Source organism: Protaetiibacter sp. SSC-01 (assembly GCF_014483895.1).
Classification (GTDB): Bacteria; Actinomycetota; Actinomycetes; order Actinomycetales; family Microbacteriaceae; genus Homoserinibacter.
This window is the reverse complement of the sequence record NZ_CP059987.1, coordinates 1,454,668-1,469,956: the sequence shown is the minus strand read 5'-3', so window position 1 is coordinate 1,469,956 and position 15,289 is coordinate 1,454,668. Positions and strand designations below refer to the sequence as shown.

At 72.5% G+C, this 15,289-nt stretch carries 15 protein-coding genes and 1 tRNA gene; 10 read left to right on the top strand and 6 right to left on the bottom strand.

What is annotated here, in order from left to right:
* Positions 1 to 10: 10 nt before the first annotated feature.
* From H4J02_RS06970 to H4J02_RS06950, 5 genes are all read right to left on the bottom strand, one after another.
* Positions 11 to 1,552 (bottom strand): DNA polymerase Y family protein, encoded by a 1,542-nt coding sequence (locus tag H4J02_RS06970; protein WP_187676343.1) that lies wholly within the window; start codon positions 1,550 to 1,552, stop codon positions 11 to 13.
* A 46-nt stretch (positions 1,553 to 1,598) separates the two neighbouring features.
* Complete coding sequence (locus tag H4J02_RS06965; RefSeq protein ID WP_187676342.1) at positions 1,599 to 1,895, bottom strand: DUF1905 domain-containing protein; 297 nt, start codon at positions 1,893 to 1,895, stop codon at positions 1,599 to 1,601.
* 18 nt (positions 1,896 to 1,913) lie between these two features.
* Positions 1,914 to 2,618: a hypothetical protein gene (locus H4J02_RS06960; RefSeq protein ID WP_187676341.1), complete on the bottom strand. Its 705-nt coding sequence runs from the start codon at positions 2,616 to 2,618 to the stop codon at positions 1,914 to 1,916.
* A gap of 48 nt (positions 2,619 to 2,666) precedes the next feature.
* The gene (locus tag H4J02_RS06955; protein ID WP_222942222.1) at positions 2,667 to 3,338 is read right to left on the bottom strand and encodes a cold shock and DUF1294 domain-containing protein; all 672 of its coding nucleotides are present in this window, start codon (positions 3,336 to 3,338) and stop codon (positions 2,667 to 2,669) included.
* Between the two features lie 199 nt (positions 3,339 to 3,537).
* Positions 3,538 to 3,622, bottom strand: a tRNA-Leu gene (locus H4J02_RS06950).
* Positions 3,623 to 3,736: 114 nt separating this feature from the next.
* On the opposite strand from H4J02_RS06950, the gene H4J02_RS06945 reads away from it, so the two are divergent.
* Both H4J02_RS06945 and H4J02_RS06940 read left to right on the top strand, forming a co-directional pair.
* The gene (locus H4J02_RS06945) at positions 3,737 to 5,032 is read left to right on the top strand and encodes a M20/M25/M40 family metallo-hydrolase (protein ID WP_187676340.1); all 1,296 of its coding nucleotides are present in this window, start codon (positions 3,737 to 3,739) and stop codon (positions 5,030 to 5,032) included.
* 55 nt (positions 5,033 to 5,087) lie between these two features.
* Entirely contained in the window at positions 5,088 to 5,957 is an 870-nt protein-coding gene (locus H4J02_RS06940; protein WP_187676339.1) for an undecaprenyl-diphosphate phosphatase, read from the top strand.
* Between the two features lie 10 nt (positions 5,958 to 5,967).
* On the opposite strand, the gene H4J02_RS06935 is transcribed toward H4J02_RS06940, so the two are convergent.
* The gene (locus tag H4J02_RS06935) at positions 5,968 to 6,822 is read right to left on the bottom strand and encodes a PAC2 family protein (protein WP_262406259.1); all 855 of its coding nucleotides are present in this window, start codon (positions 6,820 to 6,822) and stop codon (positions 5,968 to 5,970) included.
* Positions 6,823 to 6,935: 113 nt separating this feature from the next.
* Between H4J02_RS06935 and H4J02_RS06930 the strand changes: the two genes are divergently transcribed.
* The 8 genes from H4J02_RS06930 (at position 6,936) to H4J02_RS06895 (ending at position 15,228) form a co-directional block, all read left to right on the top strand.
* Entirely contained in the window at positions 6,936 to 7,607 is a 672-nt protein-coding gene (locus tag H4J02_RS06930) for an HAD family phosphatase (RefSeq protein ID WP_187676470.1), read from the top strand.
* Positions 7,604 to 8,602, top strand: a complete 999-nt coding sequence (locus H4J02_RS06925; protein ID WP_187676337.1) for a tRNA (adenine-N1)-methyltransferase — start codon at positions 7,604 to 7,606, stop codon at positions 8,600 to 8,602. Before H4J02_RS06930 ends, H4J02_RS06925 begins: the two co-directional genes overlap by 4 nt.
* A 55-nt stretch (positions 8,603 to 8,657) precedes the next feature.
* Positions 8,658 to 9,638, top strand: coding sequence for a hypothetical protein (locus H4J02_RS06920; RefSeq protein ID WP_187676336.1), 981 nt, complete (start codon positions 8,658 to 8,660; stop codon positions 9,636 to 9,638).
* A 312-nt stretch (positions 9,639 to 9,950) separates the two neighbouring features.
* The gene (locus tag H4J02_RS06915; protein WP_316250710.1) at positions 9,951 to 10,637 is read left to right on the top strand and encodes a WYL domain-containing protein; all 687 of its coding nucleotides are present in this window, start codon (positions 9,951 to 9,953) and stop codon (positions 10,635 to 10,637) included.
* Positions 10,630 to 11,628 carry a YafY family protein gene (locus H4J02_RS06910; protein WP_187676335.1) on the top strand — a complete coding sequence of 333 codons (999 nt, stop codon included), beginning with the start codon at positions 10,630 to 10,632 and terminating at the stop codon, positions 11,626 to 11,628. Before H4J02_RS06915 ends, H4J02_RS06910 begins: the two co-directional genes overlap by 8 nt.
* A gap of 36 nt (positions 11,629 to 11,664) precedes the next feature.
* The gene (tatA, locus tag H4J02_RS06905) at positions 11,665 to 11,904 is read left to right on the top strand and encodes a twin-arginine translocase TatA/TatE family subunit (RefSeq protein ID WP_187676334.1); all 240 of its coding nucleotides are present in this window, start codon (positions 11,665 to 11,667) and stop codon (positions 11,902 to 11,904) included.
* A 4-nt stretch (positions 11,905 to 11,908) separates the two neighbouring features.
* On the top strand, positions 11,909 to 12,790 hold the full coding sequence (gene tatC / locus H4J02_RS06900) for a twin-arginine translocase subunit TatC (RefSeq protein ID WP_316250709.1): 882 nt from the start codon (positions 11,909 to 11,911) through the stop codon (positions 12,788 to 12,790).
* The gene (locus H4J02_RS06895) at positions 12,787 to 15,228 is read left to right on the top strand and encodes an RNA helicase (RefSeq protein ID WP_187676333.1); all 2,442 of its coding nucleotides are present in this window, start codon (positions 12,787 to 12,789) and stop codon (positions 15,226 to 15,228) included. Before tatC ends, H4J02_RS06895 begins: the two co-directional genes overlap by 4 nt.
* The last annotated feature ends 61 nt before the right edge of the window (positions 15,229 to 15,289 follow it).

The window sequence follows — 15,289 nt, the reverse complement described above, 5'->3', positions numbered from 1 at the left end:
TGCCGATCCATCAGTCGTACCGCCCCTCGGCCCACCAGCCCTCGCCGTCGAGCACGAGCAGCCACGCGCATCCGCTCGCGTCGACGGCCTGCACGCGATGCGCGGCGCGAGCCGTGGCCGGATCCCACCAGCGCTCCTCGAGGGGCCACGGGCCCGCCCACGCGGTGAGGTCGCGGCGGGTGCCCGTCTGCGACACGATGACGGCGGGCGCGGCGCTCACCCGGCCGCGGTCGTCGACCGTCACGGGTCGGCCGTGCACGTCTTCCACGCGCAGCGGGCGCGGCACGGCGTAGACGGTCGTGGGCGGCGGGTCGGGCAGGGCGCCCGGCCACGGATGCTCGCGCCCACGGGAGACGGAGGCGCGGTCGCCCCACGGCACGAGCGTCTGCCGGTCGGCGGGGCGGCGGCCGCCCGCGAGCTGCGGCGTGAGCACGCCGCGGTGCCCCACCATGCCCTGCACGCGCGAGAGCACCGAGTGCACGCGCTCGTCGGGGCCCGTGCCCCACAGTCCCGACTCGTGCACGTGCACGGGGTCGACGGCGTCGGGGCTCACACGCACGCGGGCGACGGGCGAGCGCAGCACCTCGGTGGCCTGCAGCTGCCAGCGCACGCGGTCGACGACCTCGGCCGACGAGAAGGAGCGCGGGTGCAGCCACACGCGCTCGTCGAGCTCGCCGTTCTCGCCCGTGAGCTCGACGCGCAGGGCCGTGCACACGAGCCGCTCGCCGAGCAGGGCGCGTACGAAGTCGTCGCACGCGGCGCGCACGCCGAACGCGACCTCGTCGACGCGCTCGACGGGGGGCTCGAAGTCGACGACGGCGTCGATGTCGCGCGGCGGGATGCGGGGGGTCGCGGGGCGGGGATCGCGTCCGCGGGCGAGCGCGTGCAGCCGCGCGCCGAGCGGACCGAAGCGGGCGGCGACATCCCCCTCGTCGAGAGCCGTGAAGGCGCCGAGGGTGCGGATGCCGAGGCGCGGCAGGAGCGACGCGAGCTCGGGGTCGCCGAGCGCCGAGACGGGGAGCGGGGCGAGGAAGTCGCCCGCCCCGCCCGCGGGGACGATGCGCACGGCGCTCGACTCCGCCCCGCCCGTGCCGCGTGCCGCGAGCTCGGCGGCGAACAGACCGTCGGCGACGCCCACGCGCGCGCCCGTCGCGCCGACGCCCGCGACGATGCCGACGACGGTGCGGGCGGCGGCGAGCTCGCCGCCGTAGTAGCGGGCGGGGCCGCGGGCGCGCACGGCGGCCGTGCCGGGGGAGAGCGGATGCCAGCCCGGCAGCGCCTCCTCGAGCGCCGCGAGCACGGCCTCGAAGGCGCGCGCGGCGATCGCCGGCTCCTCGCGTTCGATGCGCAGCCCGGGGCACCGCCCCTGCGCCTCGCGTTGCCGCATGCCGATGCGCACGCCCTGCGCGCGGGCCGCGGCGGTGCACGCCGTGACGGCGCCCGCGGCGATGAGCGCGACGGGCTCCGACTCGGGCACGCGGTGCTCGCGCGCCTGCGCGCGCACGGCCCAGTCGGGCACGTGGAGCACGAGGAGGCGGGGCGCGGAGCTCATACTCCATTCTCGAACATGTGTTCGAATGCGTCAACTCGCGAGCGCGTCAGGCGAGCTCGACCTCGGCCTCCACGACGTCGCCCGGCTCGATGCCCTCCGCCTTCCGCACGCGCGCGCCGATCACGAGGCTGTAGACGCCGGACGCCGTGGGGAAGATCGAGGTCGACCAGCTCGTGCCGCCCACGCGCGCCATGACCTTGACCGCCCCGAAGCCCGCGCGGGGGAGCGCGTCGGCCCACTCCTTCACCTCGGCCGCCTGCTCGGGCGGCAGGTCGACGAAGTACCAGTCGTCGTGCACGCGCGCCTCCCAGCGCCGCAGCTCGGAGGTGAATCGGAACCGCATGCCGTCAGCCTAGGCGCGTCAGCCGAGGGCCCGCAGGGGCGCGGGCACGGCGGTGCGCTCCCCGGCGGCGCGGCCGACGACGGGGGAGACCGCGCCCGTCGCATCCGGGAGCCAGAGTCGACGCGATCGCGTGCGCCCCTGCCAGGAGGGCGAGCTCGACGCGACCGTCACCTGCCGTGCCGCGAGATGGCCGAAGCCCGCACCGATGCCCGCCCAGTCGCTCTCCGCGACGCTCAACCGCGCGTGGGCGCGGGGCCAGTCGCGCGTCGACACGAGCACAGCCTCGCGCTGCCGCAGCCGCGATGCGAGCCGGGATGCGGCGGCGTCGCCCACGCGGGCGCGTGCGGGAGGCTGCACGAGCACGACCGCGACGGCGTCGACGAGCGCCGACACGACCGAGAGCCACTGATCGCCCGGCTGGGGCACGAGCACGAGGCGCTCGAGGTCGAGCCCCGCCGCGGCCGCCGCCTCGAGGCCGAGGTCGGGCACGCCGACGACGGCGCACCACGAGCCCGCGCGGCTCGGCTCACGCAGCAGCTCGAGGGCGAGGGCCGTCGAGCCGTCGACGACATAGCTGCCGCCCGCCGCGAGGGCGCCCTCGGGCAGCAGCTCGGCGAGCGCCTCCGAGGTGGGCAGCGTGCGGTCGGCGAGGCGCGTGCGCTGCATGCCGCGGATGCGGTCCTGCAGGCGCCGGATCTCCTCCGCGCGAGCCGTCTCGAACATGCGTTCGATGATACGCCGAGGGTGCGACGTCGGCACCGAGGCCGAGAGCTAGGGGAGCAGCGGGAGCGCGGGAGCCGCATCCGGGGTCGCGAGCGTCGCGACCCAGCTGAACACGACGAACGCGACGACGTTGACGACGACCGTGATCCAGAACACGACCTGGAAGCTCATCTTGACCGTCTTGTGCCGCACGACCTGCTGCGCCACGATCGCGCCCGGCCACCCGCACGCGAGGCCGAGGGCGAGCAGCGAGCCCTCGCTCAGCCGCCACCCCTCGGATGCCGCGGCCCGCTTGTCGAGGGCGTACGCGACGAAGGTCGCGAACGACATGCCGAGGTAGAGCACCCACACCCAGAACGGGATGGGGCGGATCAGCGCGACGACGAACGCGATGCCGACGAATCCGACGATCGCGAGGTAGCCGAGGCGGCTCGCGCGTCTCGTGGGCACGAGCTTCGCGAGCGGCGGGGGCTCGGGGGAGGGGCGATCGCCGACGAGCGCCAGCACGGATGCGCGACCGGCCCGCGGCTTGCCCTCCGGCGAGTACTCGAGCTCGTAGCCGATCTCGTCGCCGCGCGCGGGGCGCGGGTCGTCCGGTCCGAAGGCGGAGATGTGCACGAACACGTCGGGCCCGCCGACGGCCGGGGCGACGAAGCCGAATCCGCGCTCGTCGTTCCAGGTCGTCAGCACGCCGCTCATCCGCACCGGGCCGGGTTTCATGGTGTCGTGATGCTACGTCGGCATCCCGCGCGGAGACAGACGCGCGCGGCGCGTCGCGTACCCCGAGTCCGGGGGCAGACCTGTCCCCTCTCCCCTATAGACGGGGTACAGCTTCCGCCCTTATCGGGGTACGGCGGATGCAGTGGGGCCCGGTAACGACGAAGGCCCCGGACATGATGTCCGGGGCCTTCGACTCGCGTGCGCGAGGGGGGACTTGAACCCCCACGCCCTATACGGGCACTAGCACCTCAAGCTAGCGCGTCTGCCAATTCCGCCACCCGCGCGAGTCCGATCCTCACCAGGAGGACCGGAGATAGACACTAGCACGGTCCGCGACCCCTCTCGAACCACGTCGGCGTCCGCAGTGCGGACACAGAGGGCCGGGTACCGTGTACGCCATGGACGGCGCACTCGAGGACACCGCCCGCATCGCCCGCGACCTCATCCGGTTCGACACGACGAACTGGGGCGGGGGCCGCTCGAAGGGCGAGACGGAGGCGGCCGAGTACGTCGAGGCCGAACTCCGCGCCCTCGGGCTCGAACCCCGCCTCTACGACGCCGCGCCGCGCCGCACGAGCGTCGTCGCGCGCGTCGAGGGCACCGACCCCACGCGCCCCGGGCTCGTCGTGCACGGGCACCTCGACGTCGTTCCGGCCGACCCCGCCAACTGGAGCGTCGACCCCTTCGCGGGCGAGATCCGGGACGGGATGCTGTGGGGCCGCGGCGCCGTGGACATGAAGGACATGGACGCCATGATCCTCACGAGCCTCGGCGACATCCTGCGCTCCGGCCGCCGCCCGGCCCGCGATCTCGTCGTCGTGTTCTTCGCCGACGAGGAGAACGGGGGCGTGTACGGCTCGCATCACCTCGTGACCGAGCACCCCGAGGTCTTCCGGGGCGCGACGGAGGCCATCAGCGAGGTCGGCGGCTACTCGGTCGACCTGGGCGGGCAGCGCGCCTACCTGCTCCAGACGGGGGAGAAGGCGCTGTTGTGGGTGCGTCTCGTCGCCCGCGGCGTCGCCGCCCACGGTTCGCGCGTCATCCGCGACAACGCCATCACGAAGCTCTCGGAGGCCGTCGCGCGCATCGGGCGCCACGAGTGGCCCGTGCAGCTCGGCATGACCGCGAGCGCGATGCTCGACGGCGTGCGCCGCATCCTCGCCGCGAGCCCCGACGAGGACCCCGCCGAGCTCATCGAGCGCACGGGCCTCGCCGCCGGATTCCTGCGCGGCACGGTGCGCACGACGTCGAACCCGACCGTGCTGCAGGCCGGCTACAAGCACAACGTCATCCCCGACCGCGCGGAGGCGCTCGTCGACGTGCGGCCCTTCGCAGGGCAGGAGGATGCCGTGCTCGCCGAGCTGCGCGAGCTCGCGGGCCCCGACGTCGAGGTCGAGATCGTGCACCACGACGTGGGTCTCGAGACCCCGTTCTCGGGCGAGCTCGTCGGCAAGATGGTCGGCGCCCTCACGCGCCACGACCCCGAGGCCGAGGTGCTGCCGTACCTGCTCTCGGGCGGCACCGACAACAAGGCGCTCAGCGAGCTCGGCATCACGGGCTACGGGTTCGCACCCCTGCGCCTCGGCCCGGGCCTCGACTTCCCGGCCATGTTCCACGGCGTCGACGAGCGCGTGCCGCTCGACGCGCTCGCCTTCGGGCGCGCCGTGCTGACCGATCTGCTCCTCGAGGCCTGAGCGTCATCCGCGCGGCGGACGGCATCCGCCCCCGCCCCTGACAGAATCGGACCCCGTGGACTTCCTCGAAGCGATCCTCCTCGGCCTCATCCAGGGACTCACCGAGTTCCTGCCGATCTCGTCGAGCGCGCACCTGCGCGTGTTCGGCGACCTCGTCGGCTGGGGCGACCCGGGCGCGACCTTCACGGCCATCACGCAGCTCGGCACCGAGACCGCGGTGCTCATCTACTTCTGGAAGGACATCACTCGCATCATCGGGAAGTGGTTCCGCTCGCTCGCGCCGGGAGGCGGCGGCAAGCGCTCGGCGGGCATCCAGAAGGGCGATCCGGATGTGCGGCTCGGCTGGCTCGTCATCATCGGCACCGTGCCGATCGTGCTCGTCGGCTTCTTCCTGCAGGACACCATCCGCACGGCGCTCCGCTCGCTGTGGATCGTCGCGATCGTGCTCATCGCGTTCGGCATCCTGCTGTGGCTCGCCGACATCCTGGGCCGCCGCATCAAGCCGATCGAGCAGATGAGCTACCGCGACGGCATCCTCATCGGCTTCGCGCAGATGCTCGCCCTCATCCCCGGCGTGAGCCGCTCGGGCGCCTCGATCAGCGCGGGACTCGCGCTCGGCTACACGCGCCCCGCGGCCGCGCGCTTCGCGTTCCTGCTCGCGGTGCCGGCGGTCTTCGGCTCGGGCCTCTACGAGACCTACACGGCGTTCACGTGCGAGCCGGGCGTGGACGCCGGATGCGGCGCGGGCTACGGCCTCGGCCCCACGATCGCCGCGACGGTCGTCGCGTTCGTCGTCGGGTACGCCGTCATCGCGTTCCTCATGCGCTACCTCGAGACGCGCTCGTTCCTGCCGTTCGTGATCTACCGCATCCTGCTCGGCGGCGCGCTCATCGCGCTGCTGTCGACGGGCGTGCTCCAGCCGTAGTCATGACGGCCTACGGAGTCGGCGGCTGCTCGCCGCCGTCGCGCTTGCGCAGGTAGCGCTCGAACTCCTCGGCGATCGCTTCGCCGGACGCCTCGGGGGAGTCGACGGTGTCGCGGGCCTGCTCGAGCTGCTCGATGTACGCGGTCATGTCGTCGTCGTCGCTCGCGAGCTCGTCGATGCCGCGCTCCCACGCCTCGGCGTCCTCCACGAGAGTGCCGCGCTCCATCGGCACGTCGAGGAAGTCCTCGAGGCGCTCGACGAGCGCGAGGGTCGCCTTGGGCGACGGGGCGTTGTGCACGTAGTGCGGCACAGACGCCCAGATCGACACGGTCGGTATCCCGGCGCGCTCCGCGGCATCCGAGAGCACCGAGATGATGCCGACGGGGCCCTCGTAGCTCGAGCGCTCGAGGCCGAAGCGCTCCCTCACGGATGCGTTCTCGCTCGACGCGAAGACGGCGATCGGCCGCGTGTGGGGCACGTCGGCGAGCATCGCGCCGAGGAACACGACGCGCTCGATGCCCGCGACGGCGATCGCGTCGAGCACCTCCTCGGCGAACGTCTTCCATCCGCGCGAGGGCTCGGTGCCGAGAAGCACGTGCACGCCCTCGCCGCGGTCGACGGGCCCCGAGAGCACGACGCTCGGCCACGCGATGACCCGCTCGCCCTTCTCGTCGAAGGTCGTCACGGGGCGGTTGAACTGGTAGTCGAAGTAGTCCTCGGGCTCGAGCTCGATGAGGGGGATGAGGCCGAGCTGCTCGCGCAGGGACCGGACGGCCGTCGAGGCCGCCTCACCCGCGTCGTTCCAGCCCTCGAAGGCGACGACGAGCGTCGAGCCGCCGTGACCCCAGTCGTCCTCTGCCTGCACCGCTCCGCCTCTCCGCCCGACCCGGGCGTCGGTCTCAGGGTAGTCCCGCGCCCGTAGACTTGCCGGTCGTGAGCACTCCCGCCCCCGCATCCCCGTCCGCCGTCCTGTGGGACATGGACGGCACACTCGTCGACACGGAGCCCTACTGGCTCCTTGCCGAGACCGAGCTCATCACCGAGTGGGGCGGCACCTGGACGCATGACGACGGCATGGAGCTCGTCGGGCAGGGACTGTGGAGCTCGGCGCTCATCATCCAGTCGCGCGGCGTCGGCCTCGAGCCGCAGCAGATCATCGACACCCTCACCGACCGCGTGCTGACCCAGATCGCGGAGCACGTGCCGTGGCGCCCGGGGGCGCGCGAGCTGCTCGCGGAGGTGCGCGCAGCCGGCATCCGCACGGTCCTCGTGACGATGTCGATCCGCCGGATGGCCGACACGATCGTCGCGGCGCTCGAGCGCGAGCTCGGGGGACGGGCCTTCGAGGAGGTCGTCGCAGGCGACGAGGTCGAGCGTCCGAAGCCGTACCCGGACGCCTACCTGCGCGCCGCCGAGCTGCTCGGCGCCCCCATCGTGGACTGCATCGCGATCGAGGACTCCGAGCCGGGTGTCGCCGCCGCCGTCGCGTCGGGTGCCACGACGTTCGCCGTGCCGTTCCACGTGCCGATCCCGCCGAGCCCCGCCTACGAGCTCCTCGCCGACGGCCTCGCGGATGTGCGCGCCGCCGACCTCCTGGCGGGCCACGCGGCCCGTCACGCCGCCCGTACGACGCCGGAGACAGCCCGATGAGCCTCTTCGCCGCCGGCGACCGCGTGCAGCTCACGGGGCCCAAGAACCGTCTGCACACGATCACCCTCGAGTCCGGCAAGCAGTTCCACACCCACCGCGGCACGCTCGAGCACGACGCGCTCATCGGCCTGCCGGACGGCTCGGTCGTCGAGGCGTCGAACGGCGACGCCTACCTCGCGCTGCGGCCGCTGCTCTCCGACTTCGTCATGTCGATGCCGCGCGGTGCCGCGATCGTCTACCCGAAGGATGCCGCCCAGATCCTCGCGATCGCCGACATCTTCCCGGGCGCGACCGTCGTCGAGGCGGGCGTCGGCTCGGGCGCCCTCTCGCTCTGGCTCCTGCGCGCGATCGGCGCGGAGGGCCGGCTGCTGTCGTTCGAGCGCCGCGAGGAGTTCGCCGAGGTCGCCCGCGCCAACGTGACGGCGTTCACGGGGGAGACCCCCGCCAACTGGTCGATCGGCATCGGCGACCTCGCCGAGGAGCTCCCGGCCGCCGCCGAGCCCGGCACCGTCGACCGCGTCGTGCTCGACATGCTCGCGCCGTGGGAGTGCCTCGACTCCGTCTCGGACGCCCTCGCGCCCGGCGGCGTGCTCATCTGCTACGTCGCGACGGCGACCCAGCTCTCGCGCGTCGCGGAGGCCATCCGCGCGACGGGCCTCTACACCGAGCCGAGCTCGACCGAGACGCTCGTGCGCGGGTGGCACGTCGAGGGTCTCGCCGTCCGCCCCGACCACCGCATGGTCGCGCACACGGCGTTCCTCATCTCGGCGCGCCGTCTCGCCCCGGGCGCCGTGCTCCCGAAGCCGGCCCGTCGCGCCTCGAAGTCCGACTACGACGACGAGGACGTCGAGCTGTGGACGCCGGGCGCCCTCGGCGTGCGCGACAAGACCGACAAGCGCATCCGCCGCGTCGTCCGCGACGCCCAGCAGCTCGCCGAACGCACCGCGCGACGCACCGAGCCGGGCGCGTCGGGTGCGGCCGCGACGGAACAGTAGACTCGTTCTCGCCTCTGTGCACCCCTTCCGCCGCCTGTCAGTGAAAGTAGGCCTCGTGCGCCGTACCACCGCGCTTGCCAGCTCCGTCGCCGTCGTGGCGGTGCTCTCCGCCGCGCTCACCGGATGCGCTGCCTCGCCCGATGACGTCGACGCCTGCGAGCCGGTGCTCGCCCCCGGCAACGCGTCGTCGCTCGTGACGGTGAAGGGCGACGTCGGGTCGGCGCCGCGCGTCACCATCCCCACGCCGCTCGTCTCGACCGAGGCGCAGCGCACCGTGATCGACGAGGGCGAGGGCCTCGTGGCGCACGTCGGCATGACCGTCGACTTCGACGCGGCCGTCTACGACGCGGCGACGGGCGACCTCATCAACGAGACCGCGTTCGACGGCACGCAGGCCGTGCGCTACCGCGCGGGCCTCGAGACCACGGATCAGCAGGAGCAGCCGACCTCGGTCGCCCAGGCGCTCGTGTGCGCGCAGCCGGGCCAGCGCATCGTGCTCACGACGACCGCCGCCGACACGGGCCTCAACGTCGGCACCGCCGCCGACAGCTCGCTCGTCTTCGTGATCGACGTCCAGGACGTCTTCCTCGGCAAGGCCGACGGCGTCAACCAGCTGCCGCAGGACGGCCTTCCCGTCGTCGTGACGGCCCCCGACGGCACCGTCGGCATCACCGTCCCGTCGGGTGTGAAGCCCCCCACCGACTACCGCACGGCGAACATCAAGCTCGGCTCGGGCGCGAAGCTCGCCGAGGGCGACCTCGCCGTCATCCAGCTCGCGAGCTGGAGCTGGCCGACCGGCGAGGGCGCCGACGTCACCGAGAAGTCGTCGACGTGGAATATCGGCCGCACGCCGAACACGCTCGAGCTCGCGCGCGAGGGCGAGATGGCGCTCCCCGAGGAGCTCCTCGACGCGCTCATCGGTCTCCCCGTCGGCTCGCAGCTGCTCGCGGTCGTCCCGCCCGCCGAGGGCACGGACGAGGCGACCGTGTTCGTGATCGACGTCGTCGGCATCCAGTCCGCCCCCGTCGCGAAGTAGGCCCCCACGAGCGCGAACCCCGCCCCCGCGCCGGTTCCCGTCGAGGATCGGCTCTTCAGCCTCGTCCTCGCGCTGCTCGCGACCGAGTCCGGCCTCACGAAGACCGAGATCCTGTCGAGCGTCCGCGGCTACGCGCAGCGCTACACACCGGGCGGAGACAACGCGAACCTCGAGCGCCAGTTCGAGCGCGACAAGGACGACATCCGCGAGCTCGGCGTTCCGCTCGAGACGATCGAGCCGCTCGGCGAGCCGGGCGACAACCACAACCTGCGTTACCGCATCCCGAAGGGCGCCTACGAGCTGCCCGACGACGTGCGCTTCGACTCGGAGGAGATCGCGCTGCTCGGCCTCGCCGCGATGGCGTGGCGCGAGGGTTCGCTCAACGCCGAGTCGCGTCGCGCCCTCGTGAAACTACGCGCGCTCGGCATCTCGGCCGACGAGCCCGTGCTCGGCTACGCGCCGCGCCTGCGGCTGCGCGACGCCGCGTTCGAGCCGCTCACGCAGGCGATCGACCGCCACCAGGTCGTGCGCTTCGACTACCTCAAGCCGGGGGAGGAGCGCGCCCGCACGCGCGAGGTCATCCCGCTCGCGCTCGTGCAGTACGACGGGCGCTGGCATCTCTCGGCCGAGGAGCTCGCGACGGGCGAGGGCAAGACGTTCCTGCTCCGGCGCATCGTCGGCAAGGTGACCGTGGGCAAGGCCGCACCGCCGCGTCTCGGCGACCACACCGCCCGCTCGCTCGCCGAGCTCGAGGCCGTGTGGGAGCGCGGCATCGCCGACATCGAGGTGCGCGCCGGATCGGATGCGGCCCTGCGCCTCGCGCACCGGCGCGGCACCGAGGAGGTCGCCCCCGGCATCCTTCGCGTGCACTACGTCGACCTCGCGATCCTCGCCGACGAGCTCGCGGGCTTCGGCCCCGAGGTTCTCGTCGTCTCGCCGCCCGCGCTGCGCGAGGCCGTGATCGAGCGCCTGGAGAGGACGGTGGCCGACCATGGCTGACAAGCGCCACCGCGTGCCGGCGCGCGCCGTGCCGCCCACCGGATCGCGCGACAAGCTCGCCTTCCTGCTCGCGCTCGTGCCGTGGCTGCTCGAGCACGACCGCGTGACGGTGCAGGAGGCCGCCGCGCACTTCGGCGTGAGCGAGGACGACATCCGCAGCTCGGTGTCGCTCGTCGCCATGAGCGGGGTGCCGGGGTCGACGTCGACGTACCAGCACGAGGACCTCTTCGACATCGACTGGGACGCCTTCGAGGAGCAGGACGAGATCGCGATCACGCAGCACGTCGCGATCGACGACGCGCCGCGACTCTCGGCACGCGAGGCCGCCGCCCTCATCGCGGGCCTTCAGTACCTGCAGTCGCTCCCCGAGAACGCCGACCGCGTCGCCATCCGCGGCCTCGTCGAGAAGCTGTCGCGCGGCGCCTCCGGCGTGCCGAGCCAGCTCGCGGTCGCGGGCGACCCCGACAGCGAGGTGCTGCGACTCGTGCGCCGCGCCGTCGCGGAGGGCCGCCGCGTGCGCTTCGGCTACCTCAACTCGCGCGGCGAGAGCGAGGAGCGCGACGTCGACCCGCTGCGCGTCGAGTCGATCGACTCCGACTGGTACCTGCGCGGCTGGTGCCACCTGCGCAAGGCCCTCCGCACCTTCCGCTTCGACCGCATGAGCGACATGGTCGTGACCGACGAGCCGATCGAGCACGACGCATCCGAGGTGCGCCTTCCCGACACGCTCTTCGAGCCGTCCGCCGAAGACCTCGAGGTGACGATCGAGGCAGCGCCCGAGGTCATCGGCCTGCTCGCCGACTACATCCCCGACGGCGCGCTCACGAGCGAGGTGGGCGACCGCATCCGTACGACCCTGCGGGTATCGCACTACCACGGCCTCAAGCGACTCATCGCCGGAATGCCCGGAACGGTGCGCGTCGTCGCGCCCGAGCAGGCGCGCCGCGCCGTGGCCGAGTGGGCCGCGGCCGGACTCGCCCGCTACGCGTAGACTTGCCCCGACCCGCCTACCGACGAGGACGTTCCCATGTACACGCTTCCCCTGTTCGTCAACCAGTGGCAGACCTGGCTGATCATCCTCGTCGTCGTCCTCGTGCTCTTCGGTGCGACGCGACTCCCGGCGCTCTCGAAGAGCCTCGGCCAGTCGGTCAAGATCTTCCGCAGCGAGATCAAGACGGACGGCGACGCGAAGACCGAGGGCACGGCGAGCTCGGACGCCTCCGAGCCGGCGAAGCCGGTCGACGGCACGCCGTCCGACAAGTCCTAGGCGCGTGACCGGAACGACCCGGACGCATCCCCGCAAGAACAACCCCGAGCGGCGGATGTCGCTCGCCGAGCACCTCATCGAGCTGCGCAAGCGGCTCACACGGAGCGCCTTCGGAGTGCTCGGGGGCACCATCCTCGGGTGGATGATCTACGACCTCGGCTGGTTCGGCGAGCTGCTGGAGCCGGTCGTGCCGGGGGCGGCCGAAGCTCTCGCGGGCCGAGGCACGTGGGCGGCGATCTCCGGTCCCGTCTTCCACATCGCCGACGAGCTGGGACTCGACCCCGACAAGATCACGCTCAACTTCTCGAGCCTCACGGGCGCCCTCGACATCCAGTTCCAGGTGTCGATCGTCGTGGGCATCATCCTGTCGAGCCCCGTCTGGCTGTACCAGATCTTCGCCTTCTTCGTGCCCGGACTCACGAAGAAGGAGCGCCGCTACGTCTTCGGCTTCTTCTTCTCGGCCGTGCCGCTCTTCCTGCTCGGCTGCGCCGCGGGCTGGCTCGTGCTCCCGCGCATCGTCGAGTTCATGTTCCGCTTTGTGCCGCCGGGGGCATCCCAGCTCTACGACACCAAGACCTACGTCGACTTCATCCTCAAGCTCCTGCTCGCGACGGGCGTCGCGTTCGTCATGCCCGTGTTCCTCGTGCTGCTCAACTTCGCGGGCGTCATGCAGGGCGCCACGATCCTCAAGGGTTGGCGCTGGGCCGTGCTCATCATCGTCGTCTTCACGGCGATGGCGACGCCGGCCGCCGACCCGATCTCGATGATCCTGCTCGCCCTGCCGATGGTCGTGCTCTACTTCGCGGCCGTCGGGATCGCCCTCTGGCACGACAGGGTCGCCGCACGACGGCAGGCCTCGTTCGAGGCGGGCCTCTCGGGCGCATGACCCCTCGCGACGACGCCGACCTCTCGCCCGCGGAACGCTACGCGGCGTTCAAGGCGCGGTCGCGCACGCCGCAGCTCGAGACCTTCCGCGCGAGTCTGCCGGTCGAGCTCGACGACTTCCAGGTCGAGGCCTGCCGTTCGCTCGAGGAGGGGCGCAGCGTGCTCGTCGCCGCGCCGACGGGAGCCGGCAAGACGATCGTCGCGGAGTTCGCGGTGCACCTCGCCCTCGCGGAGCGCTCGGCGAAGGCGTTCTACACGACGCCCATGAAGGCCCTCAGCAATCAGAAGTACGCGGAGCTCGCCGCCGAGCACGGGGCCGAGAACGTCGGTCTGCTCACGGGCGACACCAACATCAACTCGGGCGCGCGGGTCGTCGTCATGACGACCGAGGTGCTGCGCAACATGCTCTACGCCGACTCGCCGCTCCTGCGCGATCTCGCGTTCGTCGTCATGGACGAGGTGCACTACCTCGCCGACCGCTTCCGAGGTCCCGTGTGGGAGGAGGTCATCATCCACCTGCCGCGCGAGGTGCGCATGGTGTCGCTCTCGGCCACGGTGTCGAACGCGGAGGAGTTCGGCGACTGGCTGCAGGCCGTGCGCGGCGAGACCGACGTGATCGTGTCGGAACGGCGCCCCGTGCCGCTCCAGCAGCACGTGCTCGTGCGCGGCAAGCTCGCCGACCTCTTCGACGGCGCGCAGTCGCCCGACGCCCCGCCGCGCGTCAACCCCGAACTCGCACGCCTCGCGATCGCGGGCGGCCGCGGTCCGGGCACCTATCGCGGTCCGCACGCGGGGCGGTACCAGCGCAAGGGCGAGGTCCCGCGCGACCGCATCGCACGACCCGAGGTCGTCAAGCTCCTCGACGACCGCCACCTGCTCCCCGCGATCTTCTTCGTGTTCAGCCGCAACGGATGCGACCAGGCTGTCGAGCAGCTGCTGCGGTCGGATGTGCAACTCACCGAGCGCTGGGAGCGGGACGAGATCCGCCACATCGTCGAGGAGCGCTGCGCGGGCCTGCGCGACGAGGATCTCGGCGTACTCGGCTACTTCTCGTGGCTCGAGGGCCTCGAACGGGGGATCGCCGCCCACCACGCCGGCCTCATCCCGACCTTCAAGGAGGTCGTCGAGGAGCTCTTCCAACGCAAGCTGCTCAAGGTGGTCTTCGCGACCGAGACGCTCGCCCTCGGCATCAACATGCCCGCTCGCACGGTCGTGCTCGAGAAGCTCGAGAAGTTCAACGGCGAGGCGCGCGTGCCGATCACTCCGGGGGAGTACACGCAGCTCACGGGCCGCGCGGGGCGCCGTGGGATCGACGTCGAGGGGCACTCCGTCATCCAGTGGGCGGCGGGGCTCGACCCGCAGGCCGTCGCGCAGCTCGCGTCGCGCCGCAGCTACCCGCTCAATTCGGCCTTCCGCCCCACGTACAACATGGCGGTCAACCTCATCGAGCAGTTCGGGCGGGAGCGCACGCGCGAGATCCTCGAGAGCTCCTTCGCGCAGTTCCAGGCCGACCGGGCGGTCGTCGACCTCGCCCGCAAGATCCGGGAGCAGGAGAAGTCGCTCGCGGGCTACGCCGAGGCGATGCGGTGCCACCTGGGCGACTTCGGCGAGTACGCCGGCATCCGTCGCGAGCTGAGCGACCTCGAGCGCAAGCAGTCGCGCGCGCACGAGGGCTCGCGCGCCGAGCGCGACCGCCGACAGCGGCAGATCGACCAGTTGCGGCGGCGCATGAAGCAGCACCCCTGCCACGCGTGCAGCGACCGCGAGGCGCACGCGCGCTGGGCGGAGCGCTGGTTCCGCCTCAAGCGCGACACCGACCGCCTCTCGAAGCAGGTGCGCGGCCGCACGGGCGCCGTCGCGCAGGTCTTCGACCGCATCACGGAGCTCCTGCTCGAGCTCGGCTACCTCGAGCGCGACGAGCACGGACGCATGGGCGTCGCCTTCGAGGGGCGCCGCCTGCGGCGCATCTACGGGGAGCGCGACCTGCTCGTCGCCGAGTGCCTGCGGCGCGGGCTGTGGGACGGCGTCGACGCGCCGACCCTCGCGGCCCTCGTGAGCGCGCTCGTCTACGAGCCGCGCCGCGAGGACGCCGGCATCGTGCGCGATTACCCGCGAGGCCGTTTCGCGGAGGTCTTCGGTCGCACCGAGCAGGCGTGGTCGGAGCTCAGCATCCTCGAGGAGGACCGCAAGCTCCCCGGCACCGAACCGCTCTCGGCGGCTCTCGCATCCGCCACCCATCGCTGGGCGCGCGGCGGTCGCCTCGACGCCGTGCTGCGCGACACCGACCTCGCGGCGGGCGACTTCGTGCGGTGGATGAAGCAGGTCATCGACCTGCTCGACCAGATCTCGATCGTCGCCGACGGTGCGCTCGGCCGCACCGCGCGCGACGCGATCGACGACGTGCGACGGGGGATCGTGGCGTACTCGAGCGTCGCCTGACCCTCCCGCCCGCGTCCCGCCGTAGGGTTTCGACATGGATCGAAAGCTCGTGCGCTTTCGC

Coding starts and splice junctions, on each gene's coding strand:
- H4J02_RS06970 (WP_187676343.1), bottom strand. CDS start 1,552: ATGAGCTCCGCGCCCCGCCTCCTCGTGCTCCACGTGCCCGACTGGGCC.
- H4J02_RS06965 (WP_187676342.1), bottom strand. CDS start 1,895: ATGCGGTTCCGATTCACCTCCGAGCTGCGGCGCTGGGAGGCGCGCGTG.
- H4J02_RS06960 (WP_187676341.1), bottom strand. CDS start 2,618: ATGTTCGAGACGGCTCGCGCGGAGGAGATCCGGCGCCTGCAGGACCGC.
- H4J02_RS06955 (WP_222942222.1), bottom strand. CDS start 3,338: ATGAAACCCGGCCCGGTGCGGATGAGCGGCGTGCTGACGACCTGGAAC.
- H4J02_RS06945 (WP_187676340.1), top strand. CDS start 3,737: ATGGACGGCGCACTCGAGGACACCGCCCGCATCGCCCGCGACCTCATC.
- H4J02_RS06930 (WP_187676470.1), top strand. CDS start 6,936: ATGGACGGCACACTCGTCGACACGGAGCCCTACTGGCTCCTTGCCGAG.
- H4J02_RS06925 (WP_187676337.1), top strand. CDS start 7,604: ATGAGCCTCTTCGCCGCCGGCGACCGCGTGCAGCTCACGGGGCCCAAG.
- H4J02_RS06910 (WP_187676335.1), top strand. CDS start 10,630: ATGGCTGACAAGCGCCACCGCGTGCCGGCGCGCGCCGTGCCGCCCACC.
- tatA (WP_187676334.1), top strand. CDS start 11,665: ATGTACACGCTTCCCCTGTTCGTCAACCAGTGGCAGACCTGGCTGATC.
- H4J02_RS06895 (WP_187676333.1), top strand. CDS start 12,787: ATGACCCCTCGCGACGACGCCGACCTCTCGCCCGCGGAACGCTACGCG.